Here is an 18,225-nt window from a genome sequence, read left to right as displayed (position 1 = left end):
TATGTGCGGTATTGTTGCTTTAATAGGAAATCATAATCCCCAAGCTATCCAGAAATGCCTAGGGCTTTTAAGTCATAGAGGGAAAGATGGCTCTAAAGTATATCAAGATAATAATATAGCCATAGGTTTTAATCGTTTAGCAATTAACGATGAATCTGAAAAGGGGATGCAACCATTTGAGTATGGAGACTATATTGGCGTCTTTAATGGAGAGATTTTTAATTTTAAATCTTTAGCAAAAGAAAATAACATTTCATTAGTCTCTAAATGCGATATCGAAATTATTTTACCCTTATTTGCTAAATATGGTGGAGGAGTAATTCATCTTTTAGATGGATTCTATTCAGGTTTGATTTTTAATAAATTAACTCGTAATCTATATACAATAAGAGATTATATTGGAAAAAAACCGCTCTTTTACGGTTCTAGTTTCTCATCTGAATTTATTACAAGTGAGTTAAAGTGTATTAGTGATATAGAAAATTTTGAATGTGTTCCAAAGGGGTTTTCTATTATAGAAAACAATAAAATCTCAAAGAATATAAAACATCAGTTTTTAGATAAATCACCATTAGATTTAAAAGAAAGAATTAAAATTGCTGTTAAAAAAAGAGTTCCTGAAAACAGAGATATACCTTTTGGTGTTTTTTTAAGTGGTGGAATAGATAGTTCTATAATAGCGTCAATAGTGAATACGTTAACTAAAAATGTGGTTTATTATTCACTGGTAGATCTTCATAGTGAAGATTATAAATATGTTCAAGAATTATCAGTTTTTCTAGGTATTGAAGAGCAATTAATAATGGTGTCATTACCTGATCGAGATGAATTAGATCAGTTAATAGATCAGTTGGTTTATCAAACAGAAAGTTATAATCCTTCTATAATAAGTAATGGTTTAGCAACATATCTTTTATCTAAATCGGCTTCAGAAGATGGTTTAAAAGTTATATTGTCAGGAGAAGGAGCAGATGAGCTATTTTGTGGTTATAAAATTTCCAAGGATGCAGAAGTAACTAGGGATAAAAGTAAAATTTTGATTAACAATTTGCATGTTACAGAGTTAAGACGATTAGATTTAGCATCAATGTCAAATACTATTGAAGCGAGGTGTCCTTTTCTAGATAAACAGGTGTATGAAGCTTCTTTAGGGTTATCAATAGAGCAATTAACAGATAAACAAATATTGAGAGATTTGTTTATTGAAGAGTTGCCAAAAGATATTATTTCTCGAAAAAAAACAGCATTCGATGTTGGTTCAGGTATTAGAAAATTAGTAGTAGAACATCTTAATCATAATAACGAATTGGAGAGAAAGTCTTTAAAAAAAATATGGTCAATACACTATCCAAAAAAACTAGCAGAAAAGAATTATTTCCATAAATATCCTGTTTTTGATGATGCAATTGATAAAAGAGGAATTAAACATAGATAAGTTGAGTACCATCGATAAAATAGAGTCTTTATTATTAAACGAATTTAAAACGGTTCCTTTTCATAACTTATTTATGTTAAATAACATTCAGAATAAACAATTGTCCTTAGGAGGCACTTGTTCTGATAAAGTTTTAAGGTTTAAGGGGATATTAGATAACAACGATATTAATAGTAAGCTACATTCGTCTTTTATTAATGGTATAGAATGTCATAGAATGCTTTCTGTTATTATCAATGATAGAAAATACTACATAGATGTAGGTTCAGGTTGGCCATCAGTAAAACTATTTCCTGAGTTTAAAGAAATTGAATATTCTATTTATGGTATGAATTTTAAAACAGAAATAAACGATAATAAAATTTTTTTATATCACAAAACTAAGTCTTCATATGAGTATAATAAAATGATGGTGATACCTAAAGTGTCTAAGTCTCAAGAAGATATTTTATTAGATATTAAAAATAGATTCGTCGATTCTTCAATTTATCCTTTCCATGACAGTGTTAGATTTTCAATAGTGAAGGGTCAGATATTCTATTTTATAAAAGGCTCTCGTATAAGAATTTATTCCGATAAAGGATTCAAAGAATATATGCTAAATGAAAAAGAGGTATTAAGTTTTATAAAAGAAAAATTTAATCGTTTAGAACAGTATTCAAATATTTTACTTGGATAAAATACGAATTTAAAGTGTAACTCAAATTAGTATATACAAGGTAAGGAATAACCATATTCCATATCAAACCCTACACCCTAACATCCAATAAACAAACCCCAACCATAGCATTCAACCCATAAACCTCATCATCAATAACCTCATAAAACCGTAATCCAAGAACAGCAATACCTACAAAATCAGTAACCACAACCGCATCCATGGCAATCTCAAAAGAAGAAGACGCAGAAGACACCTCTAAAAAATAAGTAGGAGCAACCATTAAAGAAGCGTCTAAAGTATCAAAGTTAAAGTCTAAAATACCTAAAGTTAAACCTACGTGCGTTGCCGCTTTAGGACACGAATATAATTTAGTACTAAAATCCGTAACACTAAGACCTTGCAAGGACCAATTAAAATTAGAGTGACGTAGTACAGCATTCAGCATCTTATGCTGAGGTGTCAACTCAAAAGTATGCAATAACTGTCTACCTTTAGCCGTTTGTAAACCCTCACCAACCCTACGAGAGCCACGTTCAGAAGTCGCATCCAAAGCCTTTATACTCGTAAATAAGGTCATCATACGCGCATGCAACTTAGAATGTTTATAGCCATGTAAAAAAGGCATCAAGGCCAATCTAAAAGCTTTTTTAACTGTACTACAATGTCCAAATTCACTCGCATTTTCACGTACACGTTGCATATTAGGTTGGTGGCGAATGGCGTCACCATTAAAACCACCACCAGCATTACGTGCAAACCCAACGCCTTTTACAACGTAAAAATTAATACCACCTAAGGTCCCTGTAAGTTTTAATAGTCCTTTTTGTCGTGCCATAATAACACTAATATAGTGATTTTTAACGATTTAGCAAATAGGTATAGCGTGTGTATAGCGTATGTGCCTTAGGTATCATTCGGGTATATCCCGTATCAACGGCAGAGGTAAAGCGTATTATAACCAATGAGATAAGTAGAAAAACAAACCAACCGCCTAAATAAAATAGTGTAGAAAAATAAAGACTTAGCACATCTTACGGTATAGTCATAAAAAAAGTCTAGCACTTTCGTACTAGACTTTTACTGTTGTAGCGAGAACGAGATTTGAACTCGTGACCTCTGGGTTATGAATCCAACGCTCTAACCAACTGAGCTACCTCGCCATAATTCGCAATTCATACTATAGAAGTTCAAATAAGCAATCTGAACATACGCGTAATTGCGGCTGCAAATATAAAAACATTTTCTACGACAGCAAACAATAAAAACTAAAAAAAATAATTTTAATTTAATCTTTAAATCTGAGCCATAAAATGTATATATTGAGCAAATAATATTAACAATTATGGACGATAAAGAAAAATTTGAAATGGAGTTTGTGATCCAAGCATCACCTGCACTACTATATACTTACATATCAACACCTTCTGGATTATCAGAGTGGTTTGCAGATAACGTTAACTCTCGTGGAGAACTATTCACTTTTATTTGGGATGGCTCAGAAGAGCAGGCAAAATTATTAAGCAAAAAAAGTGGTGAACGTATTAAGTTTCGTTGGTTAAGCGATGACGAAGACGGTTCTACTTGTTATTTTGAAATTCGCATACAAGTTGATGAAATTACAAAAGACGTGTCTTTAATGATTACAGATTTTGCTGAAGATGATGAGGTTGAAGAAGGTAAAATGCTTTGGACAAACCAGATCTCTAGTCTTAAACAAGTTTTAGGTTCAGCATAAGTCTAAATGCTATTATTGGTTTAATTGAGCTAATAAATGGTGTAAAAACATATTCTATTATATATTTGTCTCGATTTAATTTTAAAACTAAATCGAGACTTTTTTTATGATAAATTTTAACGGCACACTTCTTTCTGAAGCAGATTCTAAACTCATTGTTAACAATAGAGGTTACAAATATGGTGACGCACTTTTTGAAACACTAAAAGTAGTTAACGGCAAAATCTTCTTTTGGGAAGACCACTATTTTAGATTAATGTCCTCAATGCGAATTCTTAGAATGGATATTCCTATGAACTTCACCATGGAATTTCTAGAATCTGAAATTTTAAAAACTCTTGAGGCTAATGATTTGTTAAACGCTTCTGCACGTGTAAGATTGAATGTAGATAGAGGAGAAGGTGGCAAATATGCTCCTAGTAAAGAAGCACAAGTTCATTATAATATTAGTGCAGAGCCACATAATCTTCCATTTTACAACATTGATGATAGTCGCAGTTATATTGTAGATTTATATAAAGATTATTTTGTTGCACCAGGATTATTGTCAGGATTAAAATCTAATAATAAAGCCATTCAAGTCATTGGAAGTATTTATGCCAAGGAAAATGACTTTGATAATTGTTTAGTACTAAATACCAATAAAAGTGTCATTGAAGCTTTAAACGGTAATTTGTTTTTAGTAAAAGGGGATACAATAAAAACTCCACCATTAGAAGATGGTTGCCTTAAAGGTGTAATGCGAAAGCAAATATTAGAATTATTAGCAAAAGACGTTAATGTTACCGTAGAAGAGGCGTCTATAAGTCCGTTTGAACTTCAAAAAGCGGATGAATTGTTTGTGACTAATGTTATTAAAGGTATTGTGCCTATCACTAAGTATCGTAAAAAAACGTATGGCAGTGATTTTGCTCAAAGTCTTATCGCTAAGTTAAATGCTAAGTTAAGGTTGTTATAGCACACTGTTTATTTCACACTAAAAAAGCACTAAATTTTAAATTAGAGTTATCAGAAGAAGACTAAATTAAACGTAAGCCTATAGCTTCTTTTCGTTACAATGGGTCTAAAATAGAGAGTTTCGTGTTTAAAAATTTTGGAACCTTGAGTACTTTTTCTAATTATAACTAGGATTTTCAGGGGCATTAGACCAAATACTATAGTCACCACCAAGTTCTAACATTTTTTCTCTCCAAAAGGAAACACAAGATTTAGATATTATCTCTTTATTGTAGATGTTTTCTGAAACTAACCAAGCATTAGACTGCAGTTCATTATCTAATTGCTGTTCATTCCAACCAGAATACCCTAAAAAGAAACGAATATCTTTGGTGGAGATCTCTCCATCATTTATTAAGTTAATGACCACGCTAAAATCGCCTCCCCAAAATATACCATTAGATATTTCTACACTATTGGGTATAAGTTCTGGTGATTTATGAATAAAGTAGAGGTTGTCTTGTTCTACTGGGCCACCATTATATACAGGAAATTCAGAGTCGGTTCCTTCAATAAGATCTTTAAGATTATAGTCTAAAGGTTTATTTAAAATAAAACCAACAGAACCTAATGCGTTATGATCTGCTAAAAGTATCACAGCACGATTAAATGAAATATCACCGATAATAGATGGCTCAGCAATTAGTAAATTGCCTTTTTCGGGTTTGTTCATTTCGGTTTTTCTGTTTTAAAGATTACTAAATCTATGTTTTTTTTGTTAAAAAAACAACTAATTCTAAGTTATTATACAATATAGTTTTCTTTATTATTTATTTTGACTTCTGATTTTAGGTCGGGAATTTTAGCCACTTTGATGAATTTATTTTCTTATTTCAAAAGGTATAATAACTTTAATTAGAATAATTAGAGAGTGAAACACATAACATTAAAGAATAAAAAAAGCCTGCTCATTGAGCAGGCTTATGTATTTTTAAATAAAAACTGTATTAGTTTACAGCGCTACTTAAGTCAGAACCTGCCTTAAATTTCACTACATTTTTAGCTTTGATTTTGATAGTTTTACCAGTCTGTGGGTTTCTTCCATCTCTTGCAGCTCTTTTAGAAACTGACCAAGAACCAAATCCTACTAAAGATACTCTGTTACCTTTTTGTAAAGATCCTTCGATATCAACTAATAAAGAGTCTAATGCTTTTTTTGCTGCTGCCTTAGTAATTCCAGCATTCTCTGCCATTCCGTTGATTAAATCTGTTTTGTTCATAAATATTAATTTTTAATTGTTAAAAAAATCGGTTTTAAAATTATTGTTATTAAAATCCTTAGACAAAATTATTAGGAATATTAAGCTATACAAGGAATAGCAAGGGAAATGCGGGTTTTTGTTAATAACTTATGACATTTGTTAATAAAGCTTGTGCATTTCATCGGATATTTTGTAAAACCAATGATAATAAGGGTTTAGAGCAGTTTAGCAGATTCAGAAAAATTAAACCCATTTAAAAGCGATTTTATATCCATTTTTCGCTTTCCTGGCAATTGCATTTCTATTAAATTGATATAACCTCCTTGGCATGCGACCTTTAACTCATTCTTGGTTGCGATTAGTTTTCCAACTTCAAAATTATGATTCTCTTCTACTTTCTCAACACCATAAATTTTTACAGATAAGGGCTTTTCTTCATCATTATCTAAGTAGCACCAAGCTGTGGGAAACGGATTTAAGCCTCTTATCTTATTGTATATCGTATCTATAGGTTGTTTCCAGTCTATTTTACAATTATCTCTATTCAGCTTATAAGCTGTTTTTAAATCGTCGGTTTGCGGCTGAATCGTAGTTTCAATTGTATCACTTTCAATTTGTTCTACCGTTTTAATAACCAAAGCACTTCCTATGGTCATTAACTCATCATGTAATTCACCTACAGTTGTTTTGTTTCCTATGGCAGTCTCTTCACTCTTAATGATGGCTCCAGTGTCAATTTTTTCATCTATAAAAAATGTAGTGACACCTGTTTTGGTTTCACCATTAATAATAGCCCAATGGATTGGAGCAGCACCTCTATATTGAGGTAATAAAGATGCATGCAGATTAAATGTGCCATATTCTGGCATCTGCCAAACTACTTTTGGTAACATTCTAAACGCTACAATAATTTGCAAATTAGCATTTAGTGCCTTTAATTCTTCTATGAAAGATTCTGCTTTTAAATTTGTTGGCTGCAGAATATTTAAATTTTGCTCTAATGCGAATTCCTTAACCGCAGAAGCTCTTAGTTTTTGTCCACGACCAGCTGGTCTGTCTGGTGCAGTAATAACACCAACAACTTTATAATCATGGTCAATAAGGGCTTTTAAAGTGGCAACAGCAAAATCTGGTGTACCCATAAAAACAATGCGTAAATCACGTGTTTTTGTCATATAAGTGTGTAAGTATTTATTGGTGTTAATTTTATTTTTTTAAGTGCTATTAATTCTGAAAGACTATCTAAAAGGACCTTCTCTGAACATTTTATTTGAAGCAATAACTGTCTTGATGATAAGGCTTCTGTTTCTAGAATTTTTATAATTTGAATGGAAATCGCTTCATTTGAAGTGTTATCTAAACTTGAAGCTTTAGCTACACAAACCGAACATAATCCACAAGGTTGCTTCGATGTTTCTCCAAAATAGAGTAGGAGCTGCTGACTTCTACAAACCGATTCATTCTGTATATAGCTTAAAACTGATTCAATTTGTTGATGTTTTAAAGTGTGTTGCTGTTCTATTGTTTTGGCAATAGGGTTTATGGTAATATCATCTTCTCGAGGTTTTAAAAACGTGATTTCAGAATCTGTATTTGCCATTTGTAAACTAATAACTTCGTCCTTTTCTAAACGCTGTAATTGCGCTATGACTTGTTTTTCTGATAGATTAGCCTTCTTAATAATTAAACTGAGGTTGACTTTAGTTTCATAATCAAAAATGCCACCATAAGTCCTTAAAAGCACTTTAACCAAAATGTTTAAATCTAGATGTGTTTCTAAATATTTAAACAAAACAGCATTTGTGGTTATAAATTGAATTTTTGTTCTAAAGTTAAAAAGTTGCGTCAATGTAATAATCGCATTTCGGTCTAATAACAATAAGGCGTTATAGGTGATACTTGCGCTTAACTTATATTGATTGCAAAACGATTTAAAATCGAATTGATGCAACGTGTTTTCTCCTTCTCCATAAGACACCTGAAAGTAATTACACAGTTTATTATAAACTGTTTTTACAAAGGCCACCGAAGGCAACGTATTTAAAAACTGACTGCGTAAATGATTTTCATCGATATGCTGCTTTAAAATAATGGCATACGCTAATTCTCCATCTCTTCCTGCACGTCCTGCTTCTTGGTAATAACTTTCTAAACTTTCTGGTAAATTAATATGAATAACGGTTTTTACGTTAGCCTTATCAATTCCCATTCCAAAAGCCGTAGTTGCAACCATAATATCTATTTGCCCATTGGTCCATTGGTACAAACGTTCTTGTTTTTCTTTATTAGTAATACCTCCATGGTAAAATGTAGAAGAAAACCCTTTAGCTTTAAGAAAATTATGAATGTCTGTAGTTGCTCTTCTATTTCTTACATATACGATAGAAGACCCATTATATTTTTTTAATAGATGTTCTAATTGAAATAATTTATCATCTGTATGAATAACGTCATAGGCTATATTGGGTCTTGCAAATGAAGCTTTAAAGATTTTGGGGTTTATAAAATCTAGATTCTCCACAATATCATCAACCACATTATGTTTTGCGGTGGCCGTTAAGGCAATGCAACTAACATGAGGATGCAACTGTCGCAACGCAGTAATGTTTTTATAAGCAGGTCTAAAATCATTTCCCCATTGACTTATACAATGTGCTTCATCAACGGCAATTAAATTCACTTTCATTTGTTGAATACGCTCTTGCACTAAAGTTTGTTGTAAGCGCTCAGGAGAAAGATATAGAAACTTATAATTACCGTAAATACAGTTGTCTAGTTGTGTGTCTAAATCTTTATAAGACATGCCAGAAGTCAGTGCAATGGCTTTGATACCTTTTTCTTTTAAGGTATTTACTTGGTCTTTCATCAATGCAATTAAAGGAGAAACCACAATGCAAATTCCATCTTGTATTAAAGCCGGAATTTGAAAACAAACTGATTTTCCGCCTCCAGTTGGCAACAACGCAAAAGTATCTTCTTGGTTTAAAACCGAAGTGATAATCTCTTCTTGTAACGGTCTAAAAGACGTGTGCTGCCAATACCGTTCTAAAACTTCTATAGGATGCATTACTGCAAATTTAAGGACTCTAGAATAAAATCAGCTCTAGATTTAACACTTCCGAACGGAACATCTATTAAATGATAACCAAAACGGACGTAACTTTGCAATAAATGATGGTGGATTTCAATAGCTTCTTCAAAGTTTTCGTAGCGTTCGCTGTCACTTGTAAAAATCTCTTGCCAAGGTGCTAATACAAAGATATAGTCATATTTATGATTTTCACAGGCTTCCACAAAACGATCTGGATACGTATCTCCAATGTAATCCATGTAAGCAATAACATCTGGTATACCTCTGTCTAAAAAAACAATAGACTCAGATTCTTTTGCCGCATCGGTAAATTGTTTTGTTCGTCCTTCTAAAAGTTTTTCACTAAACAATAACGGTTCTGTTAAAAAAAGCTGTTCAATACCATCCTTTCTAGCTTGCAAAGTTATTTGCCTAGAAATTTCATCGTAGCATAAATAACCACGTGCTGTTAATTCATTAATGATGGTAGTTTTACCAGTGCCAGGACCACCTGCAATGACGATTTTTTTTGGATTCAAATTGATAATATTTATGATGTAAAATTCGTGATAATAAATTAAACCAAAAAATCTAAAGTTAATGTATCTTAGCAACTGAAAAAAAAGAACATGGATAATTCAGGAAAAACAGAAGAATTTTACGAAAAACTAAAAGCACAACTTTACGATACAGCCCTTTGGCCATCGGAATATTTATACAAATTTATTGTGCTTTCAGAAGGCTCAGGAGTTAATCATATTGAGGCACTTTTCGATAATTTAGGTGCTGTGATTACAACCACAGAATCTAAGAATGGAAAGTACACCAGTGTTTCTATTAATGTAAGAATGAAAAACCCAGAGGCAGTCATTGCTAAGTATAAGAATATCGCAGAAAATGTAGAAGGTGTAATTTCCTTATAAATTTTCCTTTAGGCTTCATATTTTTTTGTATTTTGCAACAAAACCGAAAGACTTCAGGTTTAAAACTATATACTACACATTTTACAATTTTGATTGACGATTTAGAATACAACACAGAGCGCGAGCATTTAATAATTCCAGAATATGGACGCCATCTACAAAAGATGATTAATTATGCTAAGACTCGCGAAACAAAAGAAGAACGCAATAAAGTAGCCAAAGCTATTATTTCAGTAATGGGAAATTTGCAACCTCATTTAAGAGATGTTCCAGATTTTCAGCACAAATTATGGGATCAGTTGTTTATTATGGCTGATTTTAATATTGATGTAGATTCTCCTTATGGTGAACCTTCAAGAGAAGAAATTCAGGCAAGACCAGAACCTTTAAAATATCCTCAGAATTTCCCTAAATATCGATTTTATGGTAATAACATCAAGACGATGATTGATGTTGCTGTTGGTTGGGAAGATGGTGAGCTAAAAGAAGCTTTAACATATACGATTGCTAACCACATGAAAAAGTGTTTCCTTAATTGGAATAAAGACACGGTTGAAGATGATGTTATTTACAATCATTTATTTGAGCTTTCTGGTGGTAAAATTGATCTAAAGAACACTGAAGAAGATCTTAGTGATGCTACAAGTTTGATGCGTACTAAATCTAAATACGGTAGTAAAAGCAATACAAATAAAAAGAGCAACAACACAAATAAGAAAAAATATTCCAATAACAGAAAACGTTACTAAAACGTATGGGTACATTTAAAATTGAAGGAGGCCACCAATTAAAAGGGAAAATTCAACCTCAAGGAGCAAAAAACGAAGCCTTACAAATCTTATGTGCAGTGCTCTTAACTGCAGAAGAAATAAAAATAGACAACATTCCAGATATTATTGATGTTAATAAACTCATCGAACTATTAAAAAAGTTGGGTGTTAAAATCAATAAACTAGGTAAAGGTTCTTATACTTTTAAAGCAGACGAGGTTAATTTAAAATATCTAGAGTCTGCAGAATTTAAAGAAGACGGTAAAGGTTTAAGAGGTTCAATAATGATTGTTGGTCCTTTATTAGCACGTTTTGGTAAAGGCTATATTCCTAAACCTGGAGGTGACAAAATTGGTCGTCGTCGTTTAGATACGCATTTTGAAGGCTTTATAAAGCTTGGCGCTGAATTCCGTTATAATAAAGAAGATTTATTTTATGGAGTTGAAGCAAAAAAGTTAAAAGGAGCATACATGCTTCTAGATGAAGCTTCAGTTACAGGTACAGCAAATATTGTTATGGCTGCTGTTTTAGCAGAAGGAACAACCACTATTTATAATGCGGCTTGCGAACCTTATTTACAACAATTATGTAAGATGCTTAACCGCATGGGAGCTAAAATCTCTGGTGTTGGCTCTAATCTTTTAGTAATTGAAGGTGTGGATTCTCTTGGCGGAACCAATCACAGAATGTTGCCAGATATGATTGAGATTGGTAGCTGGATTGGTTTAGCTGCAATGACTAAAAGTGAATTAACAATTACCAATGTAAGTTGGGATGATTTGGGTGTAATACCAAATGTATTTAGAAAAATAGGCATCACGGTTGAAAGACAAGGAGATGATATTCATATTCCGGCACATACTGACGGTTACGAAGTGCAAAGTTATATTGATGGTTCTATTTTAACTATTTCAGATGCACCTTGGCCAGGATTTACTCCAGATTTATTAAGTATTATTTTAACCGTTTTAACTCAAGCTAGAGGAAGCGCAATAGTACATCAAAAAATGTTTGAAAGTCGTTTGTTCTTCGTTGATAAGTTAATTGATATGGGTGCGAAAATTATTCTTTGTGATCCACATAGAGCAACCGTTATTGGTCATGACTTTAAATCGACATTAAAAGCAACTACGATGACATCGCCAGATATTAGAGCTGGTGTATCTTTATTGATTGCTGCATTATCTGCAAAAGGAACGTCTATTATTCACAATATTGAACAAATAGATAGAGGTTATGAGAATATTGCTGAACGTTTAAGAGCCATTGGAGCAAAAATTGAACGTTTAGAAGGTAACTAAAAATAAAAAACCGATTTATTTTTGTTGAAACAATAATGAAAACGGGATATAATAAATTAAAAAAGCTTCAAGTGTAATCTTGAAGCTTTTTTTTATGTTTTAAAAGTGTAGAGTTTATTCCATAGCATATAAAAATTGCTCATTTGTAATTTTACCATCTTTAACTTCAAAAACAGCAAGCTCCTCTAATTGTTGTCTTCCTCTATCTTTAAAAGTAATATCGAAGTGCATTTTTGTTGAAAAGTGATTTCCAGCTACAATTGGTGCACTTATAGAGCTGCTATGATATTCTACAACATTATCTAGCCATTCCTTATTTTTATTCCAAACATTTTGCTTTCCGGTAATACTTTCTCCAGGCATACCAGGCATTTCTTTGCTAACCACATTATCGGCATAAAGCTCGTTAATACACTCCAAGTTTTTACCTTTTTCGCACATTTCTTTCCATTTTTTGGCAACTCCCCAAGTATTCATAATGATTCTGATTTTATATTAGTGCTTTAAAGTTAACAAAAACTTTAATGACTTATGATAAATTAAACAAAATTCAATAAAAAAGCTCTGATGACTAATCAGAGCTTTAAAAAATTGTTTGTTGAAATGGTTATTTCAGTTAAGACCTTAATGGTCTTATACTTAGCAACGCTGTTTGTTTTGATTTATTGTTTAATGTGAATAATTTTTATTCATTCAATGCAGATTTATAAGTTTCTAGGCAACGTTCTCTAGCCATTTTGTGCTCTACTATGGGTTGAGGATAAGATAACTCTTGAAAATCTGGCACCCATTTTTTTATGTATTCTAAGTTTTTATCAAACTTTTGAATCTGAGTAGTCGGATTAAAAATTCTGAAATAAGGAGATGCATCTACGCCAGACCCTGCAACCCATTGCCAATTACCAACATTACTCGCCATTTCGTAATCATGTAATTTTTCTGCAAAGTAAGCTTCGCCCCAACGCCAGTCTATTAATAAGTGTTTACAAAGAAAACTACCAACGAGCATTCTCACACGGTTGTGCATAAAACCTGTTTCATTAAGTTGACGCATTCCGGCATCTACTAAAGGATATCCTGTTTGACCTTCGCACCATTTCTTAAATTCATCTTCGTTGTTTCTCCATTCTATACGATCATATTTTGGTTTAAATGCATTGTCTGGTGTATGAGGAAAATGCCATAGTATTTGCATAAAAAATTCTCTCCAAATTAATTCTTGCCAAAATATTTCATTGTCTTCTGCAATAGCCTTTTTAATCATTTTACGGATACTTGCAGTTCCAAACCGTAAATGTGGTCCTAATTTAGACGTTGCATCTTTAGCAGGGAAATTTCTGGTGTCTTCGTATTGCTGAATTAAAGTTGGTGTTACATCAAAAGGAGGTATTTCTTGATTAGATGTTTTAAAGCCTATATCTGATAAACTCAAATTTGGTAATCTAGAGTGTTCAACCAAATTATTTAGAAAGGAATTGGTATAGAAAATCTCTAAATCAATAGTTTTAAATTTTTCTTTCCACTTACGCATATAGGGAGTGTAAACCATGTATGGCTTCCCATCATTTTTTACAACTTCATCTTTTTCAAAAATTACATGATCCTTAAAGGTTTTAAAGTCTACTTCATTTTTATTTAGAAGCGCTTTAATTTCTTTATCTCGTGTTTTAGCATAAGGTTCGTAATCGTGATTTGTAAAAACAGTATTAATCTTATAGTCTTGTAATAAGTTCTCAAAGATATCTTTTGGTTTACCGTGATACAGTGCAATACTACTGCCATGTTGGTCTTGTAGTGTTTGCCTCATATTCTGAAGCGTTTCGTGTATAAAATTGACACGAGCATCATTCTTAGGTAATTTATCTAAAATTTCAGAATCGAATATAAATATTGGAAGCACTGATTGTTCGCCTCTCAACGCTTCATAAAAACCAACATTATCATCTAATCTTAGATCTCTTCTAAACCAAAAAATATTAATAGTAGCATTCATAAATTAGTATTTTCCGTAAAGTTCTTCAAGTTTAGTTGTTCTGTAATTGAAAATTTCTTCAAGTTTTGGTTTTACTAAAATGGGATGAACCATTTGCCCTAAAATTCCCATAGGCACTTTATAATCTATAATGTCTTCCATTTCAACTCCACCTTCAATTTCTTTAATAAAATGCTTATGATGCCACAGTGCGTATGGTCCAAAGCGTTGTTCATCTACAAAATATTCTTTGTCTTTTACATGTGTAATTTCTGTAACCCATTTTGTTTTAATGCCTAAAACAGGAGTAACGATATACTGAATAATTTGCCCAGGAAACATAGGTCTGTCTGCTCCAGAGAGAATATTAAAACCCATATAATCTGGAGTAATGGTTTTTAGATTCCTAGGATTTGATAAAAATTCCCATGCTTGATCAACTGAAATGGGTAAATTTTGTTTTTTATGTAGCGTATATATTTTCATAGAAGTTTTATGACTTTAGAATTTTTTGAAAAAGACTGTACAGCTGTTACCTTAATTTAGTTGTTAAATACAACATGACCATTTAAGGAGGTTGCAATACATAACCAAATGATATAAGGGAGTAGAAGATATTTTAAACGGCTCAATTTGTCATCACCAAAAGTGATAAAGAAATATATAATTAACAAGGTTAGCAAAACGATATTTACCAATCCTAAAGTTGTTAATTGTTGGTTGAAGAAAAAGTAATTCCAGCTTACATTTAATAGAACAGAACTAGTATAAACGGCAATTACAAATTTTGAATTACGGATGGAAAATAAATAACTTAAGTAAATTGAGAAACAAATCATAATTAATGTCCAAGCGGCTCCAAAAACCCAACCTGGAGGTGTCCAAGGTGCTTTGTTTAAATTAGAATACCATTCGCCTGAAACTGCATCTCCCATAAACCAGCTACCAATCGCTAAAGCACCAAAATTGATGATTAAGAATAATATGAAGAGATATATTTTTTTCAACTTATGATATTTTTAATTTATCTATTTTATCAGCAACTATTTGGGCTTCAGCATATTTTTTGTCGCTTTCTGATCTATTTGTAGTAGAAAGCTTATGCCAGTCTGCCATAAGTTCTTTATACTTTTTTTGAAGTTTTTCTACTTCCGTTGTTTTTTTAAATAATCCGAACATAGTATGTTATTTTAAATATTTGGTAATACGAGAATTCAAAGGTTTTGTGATAGAGTAGAAGTAGTCTAAAAATTCACCATCTTCATCTACCAAGTACTTCTGGAAATTCCATTTAACCACAGAATTTTGTTTGCCATTAATAGCTTTCTTAGTTAGCCATTGATAAAGAGGATGTTGCTGAGCTCCTTTAACGTCTATTTTTTCTGAGATTAAGAAAGATACACCATAATTGACTTCACAAAATTCTTGAATCTCATCTGCTTGTCCAGGTTCTTGTTTGCCAAATTGATTACATGGTATGCCAATTACAACCAAACTGTCTTTAAATGTTTCTTGTAATTGCTGTAACTCTTTATATTGAGGAGTGAATCCACATTTAGATGCTACATTAACAAACAATATCTTTTTGCCTTTATACTCAGAGAGATGAATTGGCTGACCTTGAAGATTGTTTATTTCAATATCATAAATAGATTTTAGCGCATTTTGTTTTACACTAACGTCTGTAGTAGATATTGTACTTATAAATGCTTTTACTGGATTCATAATTTATAATTTAAAACTTACAATACCACAGTCCATTTCAAAAATTTGTCCTGAAAGAGAGGCTGCTTTTTCAGACAATAAAAATGTAGCCATATCAGCAACTTCTTGAGGTTCTAAGTATTTTTTTAGTGGATGTCTTTCATTCATATTATCAATCATCCTTTCGTTTCGTAGTAATTTAGAAGCCAAATCTGTATTAGTTACTGTAGGTGCAATAGCATTAACACGAATAGTTGGTGCTAACTCTGCACCTAATGATTTGGTTAAACCTTCTACTGCAGATTTTGAAGCTGCTACGCTGGCATGAAATGGCATACCTAATTTGGAAGCCACTGTGCTAAATAGCAATATAGATGGCTTGTTACCATTTTTTAAAATAGGTAAGTATTTTTGTACCGCTTTTACTGCTCCAAGTACATTGATTTCAAAATCATTTTTAAAATCGTCTAAACTCAATCTGTTAATTGGTTTTAGATTTATACTACCAGGACAATACACTAATCCATCTGCAGCCTCAATATTTGGTAGGTCATCATTGAGTACATCACAATTGTAATGGGTTAAATTCTCATGTGAAACCTGAGGTTCTGTTCTACTAATATTTACGACTTTATGCGAAGAAAGCAAAGATGTAACAATTGCATTGCCTATACCTTTGCTTCCGCCAACGACTATTATAGTGTTCATATTTAAGATGCTGTTAAAGGGCGTCCTTTTAAGCGCTTTTCTATTTTTTGCTTAATAACTGTAAGACGCTTCATAAGATCCATAAGTTTAGAATCCTTTTTTTCTTTATATAGTTCGTTTACTTCTAATATTAAATCTTTAGCTTCTCTTGCTGCTAAAATTCTGTCACTTGTTGTTTTAAATGAAAACTTTCTGTTTTCAAATTCTAAAGCTTTTTCTATTGTTTCCATAGCTTAATTGTTTATATAGTTTTGTAATTCTGCGATTTTTGAGGCTTTATTAAACTCGCCTCCGTAATATGTTGTTACTGTTGTAGATGTGTCATCTTGTATTCCTCTAGAAGATACGCATAAGTGCTTAGCATCTATAATTACGGCAACATCTTCTGTTTCTAAAACAGTCTTTAATTCATTTGCTATTTGGTTTGTTAAACGTTCTTGTACTTGAGGACGTCTAGCGTAATATTGCACTATTCTGTTTAATTTAGAAAGTCCAATAACTTTCCCTGAGGATTTGTATGCTATATGTGCTTTTCCTATTATAGGAACAAAATGATGTTCGCAATTAGAGTAGAAGGTAATATTTTTTTCTACTAACATTTGATTATATTGATATTTATTGTCGAATAAGGCCACTTTGGGCTTATTCTTAGGATCTAATCCAGAGAAAATTTCTTCAATATACATTTTTGCAACACGATCTGGTGTGCCTTGCAAGGAGTCATCAGTTAAATCTAAACCTATTACATCCATTATTTCAGAAAATAAAATGGAAATACGTTCTTTTTTCTCAGTGTTAGACATTTCAAAAGCGTTAGGCTTCATTGGTGTTTCTAAACCTGTAAATAAATGATCGTCTCCAATATCTTCTGCACTGAAGCCTTTTAATTGGTGACCATTTTTTTTGGAAATTGTTTCTGTATTCATAAAATCTTTTTAATGTGCTGTCTTTAAGTACTCCAAGCTTAAATCAAAGCACGTGTTAACGTTTTGAAATAGAGTTATTTGTTATTGTTCTTTGTCTAGAGCATTTAAATCTGCCTTCGTCAAACGTTCTTTTCTTACTGTGTTTAGTAGCTCTGCCTTGTACTCTGGCTCTCCATAATCTGAAGCTACTCGGTTTTAATTCGCGTCGCATTAAATTAATGACCTCTTGTTCTTTTAAGTTGAATTGAAAAGTAATGGCATCAAATGGTGTTCTATCTTCCCATGCCATTTCAATAATTCTATCAATGTCTTTTAGTTCTAAACTCATAGTCCTTGAGGCATTGCGTGTTGCATATCGTATTTTACTTTTTCATCGAGTAACTTATCAAAAAACTTTTTATTCTCTTTAAAAGTTTTATTAGCTCTAAAGTGCACAAATTTTCCTTGTGCATGTATACTAGAACCATTGATTTTATAAATAACAAGATGGTAATAAGGAATAACCCAAGTAAAGTTTTTTAATCCTTTATTAATTCTTATTAAAATTCCTTTAGGTCTTAATTCAATATTTCCATAATTAACATCTGAAACCAAATTCATCATTGACTGCATATTTGGACTCACTTCATCAATTATCATGCGTTTAGAACCTACACCATTCATTTTCAATTTTTGTACCAAACTAAAAGAACTGCCAACGAGGTCAGCAATAATTTGTTTGTGCTCAGCATTATAATGTGTAGTGTTTAATATCATAACTATTCAAATATACACAATGTTTAATTATTTATTTAAATAGTTAAACAAAAATTAACAGATAAT

Annotated in this window: 24 protein-coding genes and 1 tRNA gene; 7 read left to right on the top strand and 18 right to left on the bottom strand. The window is 31.9% G+C overall.

From position 1 onward, the window contains the following. Window position 1 precedes the first annotated feature (1 nt). Entirely contained in the window at window positions 2-1,435 is a 1,434-nt protein-coding gene (locus DFQ10_RS14180) for an asparagine synthetase B family protein (RefSeq protein ID WP_115818102.1), read from the top strand. A gap of 1 nt (window position 1,436) precedes the next feature. Next, the gene (locus DFQ10_RS14175) at window positions 1,437-2,114 is read left to right on the top strand and encodes a hypothetical protein (protein ID WP_181897643.1); all 678 of its coding nucleotides are present in this window, start codon (window positions 1,437-1,439) and stop codon (window positions 2,112-2,114) included. 70 nt (window positions 2,115-2,184) lie between these two features. On the opposite strand, the gene DFQ10_RS14170 is transcribed toward DFQ10_RS14175, so the two are convergent. Next, window positions 2,185-2,931: a hypothetical protein gene (locus tag DFQ10_RS14170; RefSeq protein ID WP_115818100.1), complete on the bottom strand. Its 747-nt coding sequence runs from the start codon at window positions 2,929-2,931 to the stop codon at window positions 2,185-2,187. A gap of 251 nt (window positions 2,932-3,182) precedes the next feature. Further along, window positions 3,183-3,256, bottom strand: a tRNA-Met gene (locus DFQ10_RS14165). A gap of 182 nt (window positions 3,257-3,438) precedes the next feature. On the opposite strand from DFQ10_RS14165, the gene DFQ10_RS14160 reads away from it, so the two are divergent. Both DFQ10_RS14160 and DFQ10_RS14155 read left to right on the top strand, forming a co-directional pair. After that, window positions 3,439-3,831 (top strand): START-like domain-containing protein, encoded by a 393-nt coding sequence (locus DFQ10_RS14160; protein ID WP_115818099.1) that lies wholly within the window; start codon window positions 3,439-3,441, stop codon window positions 3,829-3,831. A gap of 106 nt (window positions 3,832-3,937) precedes the next feature. Then, a complete protein-coding gene (locus tag DFQ10_RS14155) occupies window positions 3,938-4,789 on the top strand; it encodes an aminotransferase class IV (RefSeq protein ID WP_115818098.1) in 852 nt (283 codons plus the stop codon). Between the two features lie 156 nt (window positions 4,790-4,945). Here DFQ10_RS14155 and DFQ10_RS14150 read toward each other — a convergent pair whose 3' ends face one another. From DFQ10_RS14150 to DFQ10_RS14130, 5 genes are all read right to left on the bottom strand, one after another. Further along, the gene (locus DFQ10_RS14150) at window positions 4,946-5,500 is read right to left on the bottom strand and encodes a YqgE/AlgH family protein (RefSeq protein WP_115818097.1); all 555 of its coding nucleotides are present in this window, start codon (window positions 5,498-5,500) and stop codon (window positions 4,946-4,948) included. A gap of 274 nt (window positions 5,501-5,774) precedes the next feature. After that, on the bottom strand, window positions 5,775-6,047 hold the full coding sequence (locus DFQ10_RS14145; protein ID WP_020894395.1) for an HU family DNA-binding protein: 273 nt from the start codon (window positions 6,045-6,047) through the stop codon (window positions 5,775-5,777). A 197-nt stretch (window positions 6,048-6,244) separates the two neighbouring features. Continuing rightward, window positions 6,245-7,204 (bottom strand): methionyl-tRNA formyltransferase, encoded by a 960-nt coding sequence (gene fmt, locus DFQ10_RS14140; RefSeq protein WP_115818096.1) that lies wholly within the window; start codon window positions 7,202-7,204, stop codon window positions 6,245-6,247. Further along, entirely contained in the window at window positions 7,201-9,096 is a 1,896-nt protein-coding gene (locus DFQ10_RS14135) for a RecQ family ATP-dependent DNA helicase (protein WP_115818095.1), read from the bottom strand. The genes fmt and DFQ10_RS14135 overlap by 4 nt, the downstream gene beginning before the upstream one ends. Further along, the gene (locus DFQ10_RS14130) at window positions 9,096-9,638 is read right to left on the bottom strand and encodes an AAA family ATPase (protein WP_115818094.1); all 543 of its coding nucleotides are present in this window, start codon (window positions 9,636-9,638) and stop codon (window positions 9,096-9,098) included. The genes DFQ10_RS14135 and DFQ10_RS14130 overlap by 1 nt, the downstream gene beginning before the upstream one ends. Window positions 9,639-9,728: 90 nt before the next feature. On the opposite strand from DFQ10_RS14130, the gene DFQ10_RS14125 reads away from it, so the two are divergent. The 3 genes from DFQ10_RS14125 (at window position 9,729) to murA (ending at window position 12,093) form a co-directional block, all read left to right on the top strand. Beyond that, window positions 9,729-10,022: a DUF493 family protein gene (locus DFQ10_RS14125; protein WP_115818093.1), complete on the top strand. Its 294-nt coding sequence runs from the start codon at window positions 9,729-9,731 to the stop codon at window positions 10,020-10,022. 89 nt (window positions 10,023-10,111) lie between these two features. Next, complete coding sequence (locus tag DFQ10_RS14120; protein WP_115818236.1) at window positions 10,112-10,771, top strand: DUF4290 domain-containing protein; 660 nt, start codon at window positions 10,112-10,114, stop codon at window positions 10,769-10,771. Between the two features lie 5 nt (window positions 10,772-10,776). Next, on the top strand, window positions 10,777-12,093 hold the full coding sequence (murA, locus tag DFQ10_RS14115) for a UDP-N-acetylglucosamine 1-carboxyvinyltransferase (protein ID WP_115818092.1): 1,317 nt from the start codon (window positions 10,777-10,779) through the stop codon (window positions 12,091-12,093). Window positions 12,094-12,207: 114 nt separating this feature from the next. On the opposite strand, the gene DFQ10_RS14110 is transcribed toward murA, so the two are convergent. From DFQ10_RS14110 to DFQ10_RS14060, 11 genes are all read right to left on the bottom strand, one after another. After that, the gene (locus DFQ10_RS14110) at window positions 12,208-12,570 is read right to left on the bottom strand and encodes a nuclear transport factor 2 family protein (RefSeq protein WP_115818091.1); all 363 of its coding nucleotides are present in this window, start codon (window positions 12,568-12,570) and stop codon (window positions 12,208-12,210) included. 208 nt (window positions 12,571-12,778) lie between these two features. Continuing rightward, complete coding sequence (locus DFQ10_RS14105; protein WP_115818090.1) at window positions 12,779-14,086, bottom strand: cryptochrome/photolyase family protein; 1,308 nt, start codon at window positions 14,084-14,086, stop codon at window positions 12,779-12,781. A 3-nt stretch (window positions 14,087-14,089) separates the two neighbouring features. Next, entirely contained in the window at window positions 14,090-14,551 is a 462-nt protein-coding gene (locus tag DFQ10_RS14100) for an SRPBCC family protein (protein ID WP_115818089.1), read from the bottom strand. A gap of 56 nt (window positions 14,552-14,607) precedes the next feature. Then, window positions 14,608-15,072, bottom strand: coding sequence for a TspO/MBR family protein (locus DFQ10_RS14095; RefSeq protein ID WP_115818088.1), 465 nt, complete (start codon window positions 15,070-15,072; stop codon window positions 14,608-14,610). Between the two features lies 1 nt (window position 15,073). After that, entirely contained in the window at window positions 15,074-15,244 is a 171-nt protein-coding gene (locus tag DFQ10_RS14090) for a Lacal_2735 family protein (protein WP_115818087.1), read from the bottom strand. A 6-nt stretch (window positions 15,245-15,250) separates the two neighbouring features. Beyond that, on the bottom strand, window positions 15,251-15,790 hold the full coding sequence (locus DFQ10_RS14085; protein WP_115818086.1) for a glutathione peroxidase: 540 nt from the start codon (window positions 15,788-15,790) through the stop codon (window positions 15,251-15,253). 3 nt (window positions 15,791-15,793) lie between these two features. Next, window positions 15,794-16,477, bottom strand: coding sequence for an SDR family NAD(P)-dependent oxidoreductase (locus DFQ10_RS14080; protein WP_115818085.1), 684 nt, complete (start codon window positions 16,475-16,477; stop codon window positions 15,794-15,796). Window positions 16,478-16,479: 2 nt separating this feature from the next. Further along, complete coding sequence (locus DFQ10_RS14075; RefSeq protein ID WP_115818084.1) at window positions 16,480-16,707, bottom strand: hypothetical protein; 228 nt, start codon at window positions 16,705-16,707, stop codon at window positions 16,480-16,482. Between the two features lie 3 nt (window positions 16,708-16,710). After that, window positions 16,711-17,403, bottom strand: a complete 693-nt coding sequence (folE, locus tag DFQ10_RS14070; RefSeq protein ID WP_115818083.1) for a GTP cyclohydrolase I FolE — start codon at window positions 17,401-17,403, stop codon at window positions 16,711-16,713. A 55-nt stretch (window positions 17,404-17,458) separates the two neighbouring features. Continuing rightward, window positions 17,459-17,731, bottom strand: coding sequence for a TIGR03643 family protein (locus DFQ10_RS14065; protein WP_115818082.1), 273 nt, complete (start codon window positions 17,729-17,731; stop codon window positions 17,459-17,461). Then, complete coding sequence (locus tag DFQ10_RS14060) at window positions 17,728-18,159, bottom strand: hypothetical protein (RefSeq protein ID WP_115818081.1); 432 nt, start codon at window positions 18,157-18,159, stop codon at window positions 17,728-17,730. Before DFQ10_RS14060 ends, DFQ10_RS14065 begins: the two co-directional genes overlap by 4 nt. Window positions 18,160-18,225 lie beyond the last annotated feature (66 nt).

The sequence above is a fragment of the Winogradskyella eximia genome, assembly GCF_003386165.1.
Classification (GTDB): Bacteria; Bacteroidota; Bacteroidia; order Flavobacteriales; family Flavobacteriaceae; genus Winogradskyella; species Winogradskyella eximia.
Note: the sequence above shows the minus strand (reverse complement) of the source record. Positions and strands in the feature narration are given on the sequence as shown.

Coding starts and splice junctions, on each gene's coding strand:
- DFQ10_RS14180 (WP_115818102.1), top strand. CDS start 2: ATGTGCGGTATTGTTGCTTTAATAGGAAATCATAATCCCCAAGCTATC.
- DFQ10_RS14170 (WP_115818100.1), bottom strand. CDS start 2,931: ATGGCACGACAAAAAGGACTATTAAAACTTACAGGGACCTTAGGTGGT.
- DFQ10_RS14160 (WP_115818099.1), top strand. CDS start 3,439: ATGGACGATAAAGAAAAATTTGAAATGGAGTTTGTGATCCAAGCATCA.
- DFQ10_RS14155 (WP_115818098.1), top strand. CDS start 3,938: ATGATAAATTTTAACGGCACACTTCTTTCTGAAGCAGATTCTAAACTC.
- DFQ10_RS14150 (WP_115818097.1), bottom strand. CDS start 5,500: ATGAACAAACCCGAAAAAGGCAATTTACTAATTGCTGAGCCATCTATT.
- DFQ10_RS14145 (WP_020894395.1), bottom strand. CDS start 6,047: ATGAACAAAACAGATTTAATCAACGGAATGGCAGAGAATGCTGGAATT.
- fmt (WP_115818096.1), bottom strand. CDS start 7,204: ATGACAAAAACACGTGATTTACGCATTGTTTTTATGGGTACACCAGAT.
- DFQ10_RS14135 (WP_115818095.1), bottom strand. CDS start 9,096: ATGCATCCTATAGAAGTTTTAGAACGGTATTGGCAGCACACGTCTTTT.
- DFQ10_RS14125 (WP_115818093.1), top strand. CDS start 9,729: ATGGATAATTCAGGAAAAACAGAAGAATTTTACGAAAAACTAAAAGCA.
- murA (WP_115818092.1), top strand. CDS start 10,777: ATGGGTACATTTAAAATTGAAGGAGGCCACCAATTAAAAGGGAAAATT.
- DFQ10_RS14110 (WP_115818091.1), bottom strand. CDS start 12,570: ATGAATACTTGGGGAGTTGCCAAAAAATGGAAAGAAATGTGCGAAAAA.
- DFQ10_RS14105 (WP_115818090.1), bottom strand. CDS start 14,086: ATGAATGCTACTATTAATATTTTTTGGTTTAGAAGAGATCTAAGATTA.
- DFQ10_RS14100 (WP_115818089.1), bottom strand. CDS start 14,551: ATGAAAATATATACGCTACATAAAAAACAAAATTTACCCATTTCAGTT.
- DFQ10_RS14090 (WP_115818087.1), bottom strand. CDS start 15,244: ATGTTCGGATTATTTAAAAAAACAACGGAAGTAGAAAAACTTCAAAAA.
- DFQ10_RS14085 (WP_115818086.1), bottom strand. CDS start 15,790: ATGAATCCAGTAAAAGCATTTATAAGTACAATATCTACTACAGACGTT.
- DFQ10_RS14080 (WP_115818085.1), bottom strand. CDS start 16,477: ATGAACACTATAATAGTCGTTGGCGGAAGCAAAGGTATAGGCAATGCA.
- DFQ10_RS14075 (WP_115818084.1), bottom strand. CDS start 16,707: ATGGAAACAATAGAAAAAGCTTTAGAATTTGAAAACAGAAAGTTTTCA.
- folE (WP_115818083.1), bottom strand. CDS start 17,403: ATGAATACAGAAACAATTTCCAAAAAAAATGGTCACCAATTAAAAGGC.
- DFQ10_RS14065 (WP_115818082.1), bottom strand. CDS start 17,731: ATGAGTTTAGAACTAAAAGACATTGATAGAATTATTGAAATGGCATGG.
- DFQ10_RS14060 (WP_115818081.1), bottom strand. CDS start 18,159: ATGATATTAAACACTACACATTATAATGCTGAGCACAAACAAATTATT.